Genomic DNA, 12,902 nt, shown 5'->3' on the forward strand with positions numbered 1-12,902 from the left:
ATTTCGGCCTTTCGCGAATTATTTTAAAAAAAGACACCTTGGTCCTGATAAAAATAAAAAGCCCGAAGAAATATCTCTCCGAGCTTCTTGTTCAAATTAAAAAAACAAAAAATTATTTTCGTAGCAGTCTTCCGGTTTTCACGCCGCTGTCTGTAGTAACTTTTATAAAGTAAACTCCTGAGGCTTCCGATGTTAAATCGAGAACCTCACTTCTTTCACCAGAGCTCTTTGTCTGCAAAATTCTACCCTGCACATCCAACAGCTGAACAGAACGAATTACACTCTCTGATTTTACCGTAATTATACCATTGGTAGGGTTCGGATACATCGCAATGTCTGATAATACTTGGCTATCGTTAGTTCCCAGCAACTGGAACGTTGTACTGGCAACATTTGTAGCTATCGGCGAATTGTAATCGAAGAAAATATCTGCTTTGTTGGTGACCACATCGCCTACAGTTAAATTATCGCGGGTTTTAATTTTCAACAGAATATTCCCGTGACCGCCGTGCTGAAGATTGATCCCTTCAAAAATAAATTCCGCGATATTGCCGTTTATTTTAGCCTGAACCGGATGGGAACTGTCTAATATCTGCAGGGTTTTTTCGTCGAATTTCGTCACATCGATAACATCTTTCACCACAATATTAACCGCATCGGCAGCGCCAATGTTTTCAAAATTGATGATGTAATGCAGGTATTCTCCGATTTTAGAAGGCACTTCAATTTCTCCTTCCAGACAGATTTTATCGTTCGGATCAAAAGAATTCACAACGGCTTGATTGTACTGATAAGTGTTATCGGTTACGGTTTCGTCTCCCAGCATTGGCAATATCGTAGTCGTGAACTGCAAAACATCGCCCTGATTAACCGGATTGGCGTCTACCGGCGTATTGATGTGCAGCACCACTTCGATGCTTCTGGATTCAAACGGCATCAGGTTTGCATAACTCCAGGTTAAAGTACCCGGTGTTTGAGAAGCGGTAAGCTCCGAAGTTGATACCAGATTCATTAAATTTTGATTATACGAAAAGCTGATACCATAAGCCTGGGATAACGTCTGATTTCCTTTATTCTTATAAACGATTTTGTAAACCGCATCAAAACCCGGTCGTGCCGGAATTACCGGTGCCACCACGATTTCCAAATCGGGATGTACCCCGTTCGCCGACAAACAGAAATGTTGCGTAGCCACGTTATTGTTGTTATCCGGAAAATTGATTACCGCATTGGCCGGGGAAACATTAAAAAATGCTGAATTTTCCAAATCGGGGGTTACGGTGAAGGTTCCGGCGTCTGTATAGAAGAAATAATTCCCGCTGTTGTTTACAAACGAAGCGCCTTCTGTTGTCCCGTCGTTAATTTTTACTTTAATGAACGGCTGCGGCGCATCGGAAGCATCACAACCGTTATTGTCTCCATCGAAAAGGACGTTCCCTGTTATGGTATTGAAATTTCCGCCCGGTGTGAAGTTACAGTATTGCGAAATCATTGATCCGGTATTATACCCCGAAAAAGTAAATACATCTCCTTCATCTGTGCAGATATATTGTACAAGATCGGCTAAACTTGGGGAGAAAAAGTCTACATCCGGATTTGGAAATCCGTTTTTCATATTGATACTAATCAAATCCGGATTGTTATTACAGCTAATTTCCAGAGTCGATGCATTCGGAATGTTATTAAGATAAGGTTCGTAGGCAATAGAGGATAAATCCAAACTTGTAAGCTGGTTGTTCTGTACGTTAATCTTATACAAATGCGGCAGATTTTGCAACGCAACATCCGTTAACGCATTATAGCCAAGATACAAAGTTGTTAGTGCGTTTTTATTGGAAAGCGAAAAAGTAGTAAGGTTGTTTTTTCCTGCCTGAACCGTCCATATATCCTGTAAACCGTTTAGATCTAAGGATGTTAAATCATTATTGGTTAACACAATGCTTTGCATAAGCGGCGTACTGCTAAAGTCTACAGTAGTTAAAAAATTGTTAGCCGCTGCAAACGTTTTCAAAGCAGAACACCCAACCGTACTTATGGAAGTAAGCTGGTTATCATCAAAAGCAATAAAATTCAGATTCGACAAGCCGTTTAAATTTACGGTTGTCAGATTGTTGTATCGGCAGTAAAGCTGCTGCAAATTGACAAACGCTTCAATACCCTGCAAATTGGCAATTTTATTGGTGGCCGTGGCCGATGAATTCAGATTCAGAAAAATAATTGCTTCCGCTTCCGAAACCTGAATTTCACCATCGCCGTTGGTATCGATAGTCGTATAAATCCCATAAGTGGCCGAACTGTTGGGATTCACAGTAGAACCGACATGAACCGTAGGACTTGCCGATAACAGTCGTGCCTTAAAATTGGCATCCGGAATATTCACAATTTGTGCCTGTACCATCCCGGTTAGCAGCAAAAAGAGTAAATAAATCTTTTTCATATAGTAGTTTTTTTTCATTTGTCTGTGCGTTTTGGTTTTTATAAAAGTAAAAACTTGTAAAATGGTTTGCTTCAGCTATTGAGAATTCCGTTCTTATCGATTAGAATTTGCTAAAGATTCTTCAGCACTTCCTGCAAGCGTTCTTTTTTGCGTTGCGAAATCGGCAGATTGCTGTTATCGGCCATCACTACATATCCTCCGTCTTTCTTGATATACGATTTCAGATACGAAAGATTGATCAGATGCGACTGGTGAATCCTTTCAAAACCGTGTTCCGCCAACATTTCTTCGTATTCTTTTAGCGTTTTGGAAATTAAAATCGGTTTGCTGTTTTTGATGTAAAACTTCGTGTAATTGTCCTCACTCTCACAACGGATAATATCACTGATTTCAAACAAATGAATCCCGTCTGAGGTGGAAAGCGCAATGCGTTTAAAATTGTCTACCTTTTTCCGGATGTTCTCCAGCAGCAAATCGATATGGGCATAATTATCGTTTTTGTTGAGTACATTCTTGATTTTCACAATTACCTTTTCCAGTTCTTCCGGATCGACCGGTTTTAAAAGGAAATCGAGTGCACTGAAACGAAATGCTTTTACCGCATATTGCTCGTGCGCCGTGATAAACACAATATGAGAAGTCGATTTTCCTCTTTTATGGGCAATTTCCTCCAGTATATCAAAACCAGTTCCGTCGCCTAACTGAATATCCAGAAAAACCACCTGCGGCTGCAGACTTTCCATCGCTTCTATTCCGGATTTTACATTATCCGCTTCGCCAACAATCATAATTTCCGGAGCATACCGTTCCAGCAGGCTCTTCATCCCGTTGCGTAAATTGGCGTCGTCATCAATTAATAAAGCTGTTATACTGCTCATTTGTTCTGTGTGTATTGAATGGGTAGATTTAGGATCACTTTTGTACCGCATGCGGTTCCGTTTTCGGAAAGTTCATTAATTTCCACTTTGGCTTTCTTAGCCGTGTAGGCCTCCATCATTTCCAGACGTTTTTTCGTAATGTCCAGCGCCATGGATTTGTGTACCGTTACCGAATTCTCCTTCAGTTCTTTCGACCTGTTAAACCCAATGCCGTCGTCGGCAACCGTACAGATTAAATTTTCATCTTTCAGCGAAAAATCAACGGTAATCGTACCGGATTCTTTTTTGGGAATCAGTCCGTGAATGATAGCATTTTCCACAAACGGCTGCAGCAACAAAGGCGGCAAAGCCATATCGTCTTCAATATCACTGCTCTTGGTGATGGCAAAATCAAATTTTTTATTGAAGCGCAATTGTTCCAGTTCCAGATAATTCTGCAAACTTTCGATTTCTTTGTCGATCGGAATTAAGGATTCTTTGGAATATTCCAGCGTTAACCGCATTAATTTGGAAAATTTCGACAGGTATTTAATCGCCGAATCCGTTCCATTCTGCACGATAAAACTCGAAATCGATCCCAGACAGTTGAACACAAAATGCGGATTCATCTGCAAGTGCAGAGCTTTTTGTTCGTATTCCGCCAGCTCTTTTTGCAAAGTCAGATTCTTTTTTAACTGCAGGCGATTGTAAATCAGAAAACCGATGCCGCACAACGATACAATCAAAAGAATGGTGAAAAGAATTTGCTGGTGATGTCTTTTGGATTGCTCCACATAAACGATTTCCTTTTTTTCTTGTTCTTTTTTCTGTAAGGCTTCTTTTTTCTCAAATTCGAAATTCATTTCGGCCCGCACCGTATTTCGGATGCTTTCGTGATTGCTCACACTGTCTTTGGCAATGCTGTACAATTTATAGTGTTGCAGCGCTTCCGCGGATCGGCCCAGCTTTTCATAAATCTCGCTCAGGCGTCTTTCGGCGTTCTGAACCTGTTCGGTAATTTCCAATTCTTTGGCCAGCTGCAACGATTTGATTGTATGCTGCAACGCTTTCTGGTACTCTCCTTTTTCAAAATGGATTTCCCCGATGTAGAAATAGGTATCCGATTTTCCGAATTTATCCTCAATCGAGGAGAAAACTTCCAGCGCTTTGGCATAACTTTCCAGCGCTTTCGCCGGATTGTTGGTGTTTTTGTAATACAAACCCATATTGTTGTACAACTCACCTAATCCTCTGCCGTTCGGATATTTTCGAAACAGTTTTTGTGCTTCCGCATAGTATTCCAACGCTTTAGCATAATTTTTCTGATGCAGGTAAATGTTTCCGATGTTGGTCGTCGTAATTCCTACCGTGTTGTCGCTGATGCTTTTCTGAATTTTCAAACATTTAATAAAGTATTCCAGCGCTTTGAAATCCTCACCCTGAGCTTTATAAACGATTCCGACATTGTTATAAACCCGGGCCAGCTTTTCCTGATTGCCCCCGAATTCGTATATTTTTAACGCTTTTAAATGATATTGCAATGCTTTAGCGTAATTGCTTTGTTCTGAAAAAACAATCCCGATGCTTCCGTAAGCACGCGCCAGGCCATTGTTGATTTCTTCTTTGTCTGTGCTGTTTTTCTTCTCGGCTTCGGTTTCAAAAACCGCTTGGGCATTGGAAAAATTAAGCAGTGCTTTGGCATAATCTCCGGTGATGATAGCAACGTTCCCTAAATTCATATAGGCATTTCCTTCCGCAAGCCGAAACTTGATTTTTTTGGACAGTTGGAGTGCTTCACTCGCATAGTGCAGCATCTGCTTAGGATTATCGATACGGTAGGCACTGGCGATATCATTGAGCAGATTGGCTTTGTCAATGTCGTTCGCAGTTCGCTTCAATACAATTTTCAGGCTGTCTGCAACAGGATTCTGCGCTGTCACTTCAGACAGGAACAACAAAAATGCGATAATTAAAAAACGGGCTATAATCATAAATACGTTTTAGCAAAGAATTTGCAAAAACAAAAGTAACGGTTACAACTTCTCCCAAAAGGAATAATGAGAATTTCACAGATTTGAGTGAGAATTTGATAAAACTAAAAAAACCTGACAGCTCGAGGCCATCAGGTTTTGTTTAAGCGTATTCTGAAATCATTTTTTAACCTTAAAGGCTTTCTCCTTCGGGAAATAGGCTACTTCCGCCAGTTCTTCCTCGATTCTCAACAACTGATTGTATTTTGCCATACGGTCCGAACGGGAAGCCGAACCGGTTTTAATCTGACCACAGTTTAACGCTACGGCTAAATCGGCAATCGTGTTGTCTTCGGTTTCTCCTGAACGGTGTGACATTACAGACGTATAACCGGCATTGTGCGCCATGTTTACGGCCGCAATCGTTTCCGTTAACGTACCGATTTGGTTTACTTTGATTAAAATCGAATTTGCGATGTTCTGCTCAATTCCCTGTGACAATCTTTGTACGTTAGTAACGAATAAATCGTCTCCCACCAATTGCACTTTATCCCCGATCTTCTCGGTTAACAGTTTCCAGCCGTTCCAGTCGTCTTCGTACATACCGTCTTCGATGGAAATGATGGGATATTTTGCCGCTAAATCCGCCAAATATTGTGCTTGTTCTTCTGAAGTTCTGATTTTTCCGGTTTCACCTTCGAATTTGGTGTAATCGTATTTGCCGTCGATATAGAATTCTGAAGCCGCACAATCCAGTGCAATCATGATGTCTTCTCCGAATTTGTAGCCTGCATTTTCTACTGCTAACTTGATAGAATCCAAAGCATCTTCAGTTCCACCGGCCAAGTTTGGAGCGAAACCACCTTCGTCCCCTACGGCTGTAGAAAGATTTCGGTCGTGCAAAACTTTTTTAAGGTGGTGGAAAATTTCCGTTCCCATTTGCATCGCATGTGTAAAATTCTGTGCTTTTACCGGCATGATCATAAATTCCTGAAACGCGATAGGCGCATCCGAGTGCGAACCTCCGTTGATAATATTCATCATCGGAACCGGTAGCGTGTTGGCTGAAACACCTCCTACATAACGGTACAAAGGCATACCCAATTCGTTAGCTGCCGCTTTTGCCACAGCCAAGGAAACACCTAAAATAGCGTTGGCACCCAAATTGGATTTGTTTGGCGTCCCGTCCAGTTCAATCATCATTTTATCGATGGCATTTTGTTCGAAAACCGACATTCCCACTAATTCGGAAGCGATTGTCGTGTTTACGTTTTCAACTGCCTTCAGAACGCCTTTGCCCATGAACGCTTTTCCGCCGTCGCGCAATTCCACCGCTTCGTGCTCTCCGGTTGACGCCCCAGAAGGTACGGCCGCTCTCCCTAAGATGCCGTTTTCCGTAACCACATCTACTTCTACGGTAGGATTTCCTCTTGAATCTAATATTTGTCTCGCGTGAATTTTAATAATCATGCTCATAGTTATAGTAATTTGTCGTTAGTAAATAGTCATTAGTTTTTGGATGCTTTGATATTGGCTACAAAATCATCGAACAGATAACGGGCATCGTGTGGGCCCGGGCTCGCTTCCGGATGGTATTGTACGGAAAATACGGCTTTGTTTTTCATGCGCATTCCGGCTACGGTTCCGTCGTTTAAGTGCAAGTGGGTGATTTCGAAATCCGGGTGTTGTTCCAGCTCTTCGCGGTTCACGGCAAATCCGTGGTTCTGGGAAGTAATTTCCCCGCGGTTCGTAATCACGTTCATTACCGGGTGGTTGATGCCGCGGTGTCCGTTGAACATTTTATAAGTGGAAATTCCGTTGGCTAACGCTAACGTCTGGTGTCCTAAGCAGATGCCGAAAACCGGCTTATCTGTTGCAATGATTTGACGCGCCACGTCCTGCACGCCTTTTAAAGGTTCCGGATCTCCGGGCCCGTTGGACAGGAAATATCCGTCCGGGTTGAAGGCTTTCAGTTGCTCGAAAGTCGCGTTATACGGGAATACTTTTATGTAGCAGTCTCTTTCGGCCAGACATCGTAAAATATTGGTTTTGATACCTAAATCCAAAGCGGCTACTTTGTAGGTGGCGTTTTCGTTGCCGAAGAAATAAGGCTCCTTCGTGGAAACCACAGAAGCCAATTCCAAACCTTTCATGTTGGGCACTTCGGCCAACTGTCTTTTCAATTCTTCAAGAGGCGTGCCGTCGGTGCAGATTACAGCGTTTTGGGCGCCGTGGTCACGGATGTAACTTACTAAAGCTCGCGTATCGACATCGGAAATGGCTACTAAATTTACTTTTTGAAAATAGTCGAACAGACTTCCTGCTGCGTCCGGTCGGGAGTAATTAAAGCTGAAGTTTTTACACACCAGCCCTGCGATTTTGATGCCGTCGGAATCCGTTTCGTCGGCATGGACGCCGTAGTTTCCGATGTGGGCGTTGGTCGCCACCATGATCTGCCCGTAATACGAAGGGTCGGTAAAGATTTCCTGATAACCGGTCATTCCGGTGTTAAAACAAACTTCACCAAAGGTTTTGCCTTCAATCCCGATGGATTTTCCGTAGAAAACCGTTCCGTCGTTTAACAATAAAATGGCCTGACGTCTACTTGAATATTTCATTTGTTGTTGTGTTGTAAAAAGTTGTGCAAATTTAGGGTAAAATATTGCTTTTAAAAAATTTCGTTGAAAAGATGCCTACAGTTTTCCCTTAGCCCCGATGGGAGCGGCATCTTGTAGAGCGGACAGCGGGAACACGGCTAAAACAATTTCCTTAGTTTTGCTCCACCACCCCGCCCTTCGGGCACCCCTCCAAAGGAAGGGAATATCCAAAAAAAAAGGACAAACTGTAAAAGTTCATCCTTAATTTTATTGAAAATCAGTGTTTCATGATTATTCCGTAGCTTCTGTAGTTTCTGTTGCATCAGCCGCAGGTGCTTCAGGAGTTGCAGCAGGAGCCTCAGTTGTAGTCTCCGCTTTTTTAGCTCTACCACGACGGGTTGTAGCTTTTTTAACTTCTTTTTTACCTCCGTTGTACAATTCGTTGAAGTCTACCAATTCGATCATCGCCATATCAGCGTTATCCCCAAGACGGTTTCCTAACTTAATGATACGGGTATAACCTCCTGGACGATCACCAACTTTAGCAGCGACTTCTCTGAACAATTCTGTAACCGCATATTTGTTTCTCAGGTAAGAAAAAACAATACGACGGTTGTGTGTAGTATCTTCTTTTGATTTGGTTACCAAAGGTTCTACGAATTGCTTCAACGCTTTTGCTTTAGCAACAGTAGTGTTGATGCGTTTGTGCTCGATCAACGAACAAGCCATGTTAGCCAACATCGATTTTCTGTGTCCGGCTTGTCTGCTTAAATGATTTACTTTTTTTCCGTGTCTCATGACGTACTTTTTTTAACCTTCATCTTGCTTCAATCCTCTGGGGAGCGCAAAATATGAAGTAATTTATTCTTTATCTAATTTGTATTTAGCCAAATCCATTCCGAAAGTAAGCCCTTTAACTGCTACTAATTCGTCTAGCTCTGTTAAAGATTTTTTACCGAAGTTACGGAACTTCATTAAGTCATTCTTGTTGAACGAAACTAAATCGCCAAGTGTCTCAACTTCAGCCGCTTTCAAACAGTTTAGTGCTCTTACAGACAAGTCCATATCAACAAGCTTAGTTTTAAGCAATTGTCTCATGTGTAAAGACTCCTCATCGTAAGACTCAGTTTGAGCAATTTCATCTGCCTCAAGTGTAATTCTTTCGTCAGAAAACAACATAAAGTGATGAATCAACGTTTTAGCTGCTTCTGTTAACGCATCTTTCGGATGAATGGAACCGTCTGTGATGATTTCGAAAACCAATTTTTCATAATCGGTTTTTTGCTCCACACGGAAGTTCTCAATTGCATATTTCACGTTCTTTACAGGAGTGTAAATAGAATCGGTGAAAATGGTTCCAATTGGTGCATTTTGTTTTTTGTTTTCTTCAGCCGGAACATAACCACGACCTTTCTCGATAGTTAACTCCATGTTGATGGTGATCTTGCTGTCTAAATTGCAGATTACCAATTCTGGGTTTAACACTTGGAAACCGGAGATGAATTTTTGGAAATCCCCAGCCGTTAATTGGTCTTTTCCTGAGAAAGAGATAGATACAGACTCGTTATCGATATCCTCAATCTGACGTTTGAAACGCACTTGTTTAAGGTTAAGGATAATTTCTGTAACATCTTCAACCACGCCGGCGATGGTAGAGAATTCGTGTTCCACTCCTTCAATACGTACCGAAGTGATTGCGTATCCTTCTAAAGAAGAAAGCAATACACGTCTTAAAGCGTTACCAACTGTCAATCCATATCCCGGTTCTAAAGGTCTGAATTCAAATTTACCTTCAAAATCGGTTGAATCGATCATGATAACTTTATCGGGCTTTTGAAAATTGAATAATGCCATATTTGTTTTCGACTGATGTCAGTTATTATTTGTTGTACAACTCTACGATTAACTGTTCTTTAATGTTTTCAGGAATCTGAAGTCTTTGAGGAACAGAAACGAAAGTTCCTTCTTTAGTATCATTATTCCATGTAATCCACTCGTAAACAGCACTAGAATTAGATAACGAACGCTCGATAGCTTCAAGCGATTTTGATTTCTCACGAACCGCAACTTTATCACCAGGACGTAAGTGGTACGAAGGAATGTTTACCACTTCTCCATTTACCGTGATGTGACGGTGAGAAACGATTTGACGGGCCGCACGACGAGAAGGTGCGATACCCATTCTGTAAACCACGTTGTCTAAACGCGCTTCACACAATTGTAAAAGAATTTCACCAGTTACTCCTTTAGAAGCAGCTGCTTTTTCGTATAATCCTCTGAATTGACGCTCTAAAATACCGTAAGTATATTTCGCTTTTTGCTTTTCCATTAACTGAACAGCATATTCAGATTTTTTACCTCTTTTTTTAGCCAAACCGTGTTGACCAGGAGGGTAGTTTCTTTTTTCGAAGGCTCTGTCGTCTCCGAAGATTGCTTCCCCGAATTTACGGGCAATTTTTGTTTTTGGACCAGTATATCTTGCCATTGCTAAAATAAATAAAAAGGTAGGGATTATGAATTCAGGTCTTATCCTCCGATAATCGTATTCCTACCTTTGGTTATACTATAAATTAAACTCTTCTTCTTTTTGGAGGACGACATCCGTTGTGTGGCATTGGAGTTACGTCGATGATTTCGGTAACTTCAATTCCTCCGTTGTGAATAGATCGGATTGCAGACTCTCTTCCGTTTCCTGGACCTTTAACGTAAACTTTTACTTTTTTAAGTCCAGCTTCTAACGCTACTTTGCTACAATCTTCTGCGGCCATCTGAGCTGCATACGGAGTGTTCTTTTTAGAACCTCGGAAGCCCATTTTACCGGCTGAAGACCAAGAAATAACTTCACCTTTCTTGTTGGTTAACGAGATGATGATGTTGTTAAAAGTTGCATTAATATGAGCTTCGCCTGTTGATTCAACGATCACTTTACGTTTTTTTGTACTTGCCTTAGCCATACTACTACTTATTATTTAGTTGCTTTTTTCTTGTTAGCAACAGTTTTTCTTTTACCTTTTCTTGTTCTGGAGTTGTTCTTAGTTCTCTGACCTCTTAAAGGAAGACCAGCTCTGTGACGGATACCTCTGTAACATCCGATGTCCATTAAACGTTTGATGTTTAATGAAATCTCAGAACGTAATTCTCCTTCAATTTTGAAATAAGAAACCGCGTCACGGATTGCTCCGATTTCGTCGTCATTCCAATCCTGAACTTTTTTATCTTCGCTAACATTAGCTTTCGCTAAGATTTCTTGCGCTCTGCTTCTACCAATTCCGAAGATATAGGTTAAAGCGATAACTCCTCTTTTGTTTTTTGGGATATCAACCCCTGCTATTCTTGCCATAATTATCCTTGTCTTTGTTTAAATCTAGGATTCTTTTTGTTAATAACGTACAATCTTCCTTTTCTACGTACAATAATGCACTCGGCACTTCTTTTTTTAACTGATGCTCTTACTTTCATTTTATAATAGCTTTAGTATCTATAAGTAATTCTTGCTTTTGACAAATCGTAAGGGCTCATTTCCAGTTTCACTTTGTCACCAGGTAACAACTTGATGTAATGCATACGCATCTTTCCCGAAATGTGAGCAATCACAACATGCCCGTTTTCTAATTCTACACGGAACATCGCATTTGACAATGCTTCAATGATTGAACCGTCTTGTTCTATTGCTGATTGTTTTGCCATAAAAATTAAGCTACTGCTTTTCTATTTTTACCACTTTTCATCAACCCATCATAATGCTTATTCAATAGGTAAGCATTTACCTGCTGAATAGTATCAATTGCAACTCCCACCATAATTAACAATGATGTTCCGCCATAAAACATTGCCCAACCTTGCTGTACTCCTATCAAACTAACGGCAATTGCTGGGAACACAGCAATCAATGCTAAGAATAACGAACCCGGAAAGGTAAGTAATGACATTATTTTGTCAAGATAATCACCTGTTTCTACACCCGGTCGGATACCCGGAATAAAACCGCCGCTTCTCTTTAAATCGTCGGCCATTTTATTGGTAGGCACCGTAATGGCGGTGTAAAAGTAAGTAAAAATTATGATTAACAAAGCAAAAACTAAATTATACTGCCATCCAAAGATATTTTGGAAGCTGGTTGTAATGGTTTGTGCCGCATCAGAAGAAGATAATCCTGCCACTGCTGCCGGAATAAACATAATTGCCTGTGCAAAGATAATCGGCATAACTCCGGAAGCATTCAGCTTTAACGGAATCCATTGACGATTGCCTCCCATCATGTCCTGCTCGAAATCACCAGCAGTAGTACGACGCGCATACTGTACCGGAATTTTACGAACCGCCATAGTTAATAAGATACAAGCAATAATGATCAACAACCAAATAATCACCTCCAATACAATTAGCATTGGTCCTCCGTTGTTTTCTGTTACACGGGAAGAAAATTCCTGAATGAATGCCTGAGGCAAACGAGCCAGGATACCCACCATGATCAGCAACGAAATACCGTTTCCAATCCCTTTATCGGTGATTTTTTCACCCAACCACATTGCAAAAATTGTTCCCGTAGTTAAAATAATTACAGAAGAGAACAAGAATCCGAACGAACTGAACCCTAATAAAAAGGCATCAGCCGGCAATTGTTTGTATAAGTTATAGATATAACCCGGTCCTTGCAACAAGGTAATACCAATTGTTAACCATCTTGTAATCTGGTTAATTTTCTTTCTGCCGCTTTCCCCGTCTTTTTGCAGTTTCTGTAAATACGGAATCGCAATTCCCATTAACTGAACCACAATCGAAGCCGAAATGTACGGCATAATACCCAATGCAAATACAGATGCCTGCGAAAACGCACCACCTGTAAATACATTGATTAACCATCCTATACCTTGATCAGTTTGAGTCGATAAATTTTGCAATTTAGTTGCATCAATACCCGGAAGCGTAACCTGCGCACCGAAACGGTACACAACCAACATCCCGAGAGTAAGAACAATCTTGTTTCTTAACTCATCGATTTTCCAAGCATTAACTAACGATTCTATAAACTTCTTCATCT

General features: G+C 41.0%; 13 protein-coding genes. All 13 read right to left on the reverse strand.

Translation table 11 applies throughout. The annotated features are described in order from the left end of the window. Positions 1–112: 112 nt before the first annotated feature. The 13 genes from G498_RS0111955 to secY all read right to left on the reverse strand — a co-directional run bounded on the left by G498_RS0111955 (position 113) and on the right by secY (position 12,900). Positions 113–2,455: a DUF7619 domain-containing protein gene (locus tag G498_RS0111955; protein WP_026981362.1), complete on the reverse strand. Its 2,343-nt coding sequence runs from the start codon at positions 2,453–2,455 to the stop codon at positions 113–115. A gap of 92 nt (positions 2,456–2,547) precedes the next feature. Further along, on the reverse strand, positions 2,548–3,315 hold the full coding sequence (locus G498_RS0111960) for a LytR/AlgR family response regulator transcription factor (protein ID WP_026981363.1): 768 nt from the start codon (positions 3,313–3,315) through the stop codon (positions 2,548–2,550). Further along, entirely contained in the window at positions 3,312–5,285 is a 1,974-nt protein-coding gene (locus G498_RS0111965) for a tetratricopeptide repeat-containing sensor histidine kinase (protein ID WP_026981364.1), read from the reverse strand. The genes G498_RS0111960 and G498_RS0111965 overlap by 4 nt, the downstream gene beginning before the upstream one ends. A gap of 159 nt (positions 5,286–5,444) precedes the next feature. Further along, entirely contained in the window at positions 5,445–6,740 is a 1,296-nt protein-coding gene (gene eno / locus G498_RS0111970) for a phosphopyruvate hydratase (protein ID WP_026981365.1), read from the reverse strand. 32 nt (positions 6,741–6,772) lie between these two features. Beyond that, entirely contained in the window at positions 6,773–7,882 is a 1,110-nt protein-coding gene (gene carA / locus G498_RS0111975; RefSeq protein WP_026981366.1) for a glutamine-hydrolyzing carbamoyl-phosphate synthase small subunit, read from the reverse strand. A gap of 270 nt (positions 7,883–8,152) precedes the next feature. Then, positions 8,153–8,659 carry a 50S ribosomal protein L17 gene (rplQ, locus tag G498_RS0111985; RefSeq protein ID WP_026981367.1) on the reverse strand — a complete coding sequence of 169 codons (507 nt, stop codon included), beginning with the start codon at positions 8,657–8,659 and terminating at the stop codon, positions 8,153–8,155. 63 nt (positions 8,660–8,722) lie between these two features. Next, positions 8,723–9,715 carry a DNA-directed RNA polymerase subunit alpha gene (locus G498_RS0111990; RefSeq protein WP_026981368.1) on the reverse strand — a complete coding sequence of 331 codons (993 nt, stop codon included), beginning with the start codon at positions 9,713–9,715 and terminating at the stop codon, positions 8,723–8,725. A gap of 25 nt (positions 9,716–9,740) precedes the next feature. Beyond that, a complete protein-coding gene (rpsD, locus tag G498_RS0111995) occupies positions 9,741–10,346 on the reverse strand; it encodes a 30S ribosomal protein S4 (protein WP_026981369.1) in 606 nt (201 codons plus the stop codon). 85 nt (positions 10,347–10,431) lie between these two features. Continuing rightward, positions 10,432–10,815 carry a 30S ribosomal protein S11 gene (gene rpsK / locus G498_RS0112000; RefSeq protein ID WP_023574076.1) on the reverse strand — a complete coding sequence of 128 codons (384 nt, stop codon included), beginning with the start codon at positions 10,813–10,815 and terminating at the stop codon, positions 10,432–10,434. A gap of 11 nt (positions 10,816–10,826) precedes the next feature. Next, complete coding sequence (rpsM, locus tag G498_RS0112005; RefSeq protein WP_026981370.1) at positions 10,827–11,201, reverse strand: 30S ribosomal protein S13; 375 nt, start codon at positions 11,199–11,201, stop codon at positions 10,827–10,829. A gap of 2 nt (positions 11,202–11,203) precedes the next feature. Beyond that, positions 11,204–11,320, reverse strand: a complete 117-nt coding sequence (gene ykgO, locus G498_RS15640; protein ID WP_002987490.1) for a type B 50S ribosomal protein L36 — start codon at positions 11,318–11,320, stop codon at positions 11,204–11,206. Positions 11,321–11,332: 12 nt separating this feature from the next. Continuing rightward, on the reverse strand, positions 11,333–11,548 hold the full coding sequence (infA, locus tag G498_RS0112010) for a translation initiation factor IF-1 (protein WP_026714631.1): 216 nt from the start codon (positions 11,546–11,548) through the stop codon (positions 11,333–11,335). A gap of 5 nt (positions 11,549–11,553) precedes the next feature. Beyond that, the gene (gene secY / locus G498_RS0112015; RefSeq protein WP_026981371.1) at positions 11,554–12,900 is read right to left on the reverse strand and encodes a preprotein translocase subunit SecY; all 1,347 of its coding nucleotides are present in this window, start codon (positions 12,898–12,900) and stop codon (positions 11,554–11,556) included. Positions 12,901–12,902: the final 2 nt, after the last annotated feature.

Origin of the sequence: Flavobacterium suncheonense GH29-5 = DSM 17707 (assembly GCF_000430025.1) — a bacterium.
GTDB lineage: Bacteria > Bacteroidota > Bacteroidia > Flavobacteriales > Flavobacteriaceae > Flavobacterium > Flavobacterium suncheonense.

What these genes read in the sequence shown, in the direction of transcription:
- G498_RS0111955 (WP_026981362.1), bottom strand. Translation starts at nt 2,455, where the DNA reads ATGAAAAAAAACTACTATATGAAAAAGATTTATTTACTCTTTTTGCTG.
- G498_RS0111960 (WP_026981363.1), bottom strand. Translation starts at nt 3,315, where the DNA reads ATGAGCAGTATAACAGCTTTATTAATTGATGACGACGCCAATTTACGC.
- G498_RS0111965 (WP_026981364.1), bottom strand. Translation starts at nt 5,285, where the DNA reads ATGATTATAGCCCGTTTTTTAATTATCGCATTTTTGTTGTTCCTGTCT.
- eno (WP_026981365.1), bottom strand. Translation starts at nt 6,740, where the DNA reads ATGAGCATGATTATTAAAATTCACGCGAGACAAATATTAGATTCAAGA.
- carA (WP_026981366.1), bottom strand. Translation starts at nt 7,882, where the DNA reads ATGAAATATTCAAGTAGACGTCAGGCCATTTTATTGTTAAACGACGGA.
- rplQ (WP_026981367.1), bottom strand. Translation starts at nt 8,659, where the DNA reads ATGAGACACGGAAAAAAAGTAAATCATTTAAGCAGACAAGCCGGACAC.
- G498_RS0111990 (WP_026981368.1), bottom strand. Translation starts at nt 9,715, where the DNA reads ATGGCATTATTCAATTTTCAAAAGCCCGATAAAGTTATCATGATCGAT.
- rpsD (WP_026981369.1), bottom strand. Translation starts at nt 10,346, where the DNA reads ATGGCAAGATATACTGGTCCAAAAACAAAAATTGCCCGTAAATTCGGG.
- rpsK (WP_023574076.1), bottom strand. Translation starts at nt 10,815, where the DNA reads ATGGCTAAGGCAAGTACAAAAAAACGTAAAGTGATCGTTGAATCAACA.
- rpsM (WP_026981370.1), bottom strand. Translation starts at nt 11,201, where the DNA reads ATGGCAAGAATAGCAGGGGTTGATATCCCAAAAAACAAAAGAGGAGTT.
- ykgO (WP_002987490.1), bottom strand. Translation starts at nt 11,320, where the DNA reads ATGAAAGTAAGAGCATCAGTTAAAAAAAGAAGTGCCGAGTGCATTATT.
- infA (WP_026714631.1), bottom strand. Translation starts at nt 11,548, where the DNA reads ATGGCAAAACAATCAGCAATAGAACAAGACGGTTCAATCATTGAAGCA.
- secY (WP_026981371.1), bottom strand. Translation starts at nt 12,900, where the DNA reads ATGAAGAAGTTTATAGAATCGTTAGTTAATGCTTGGAAAATCGATGAG.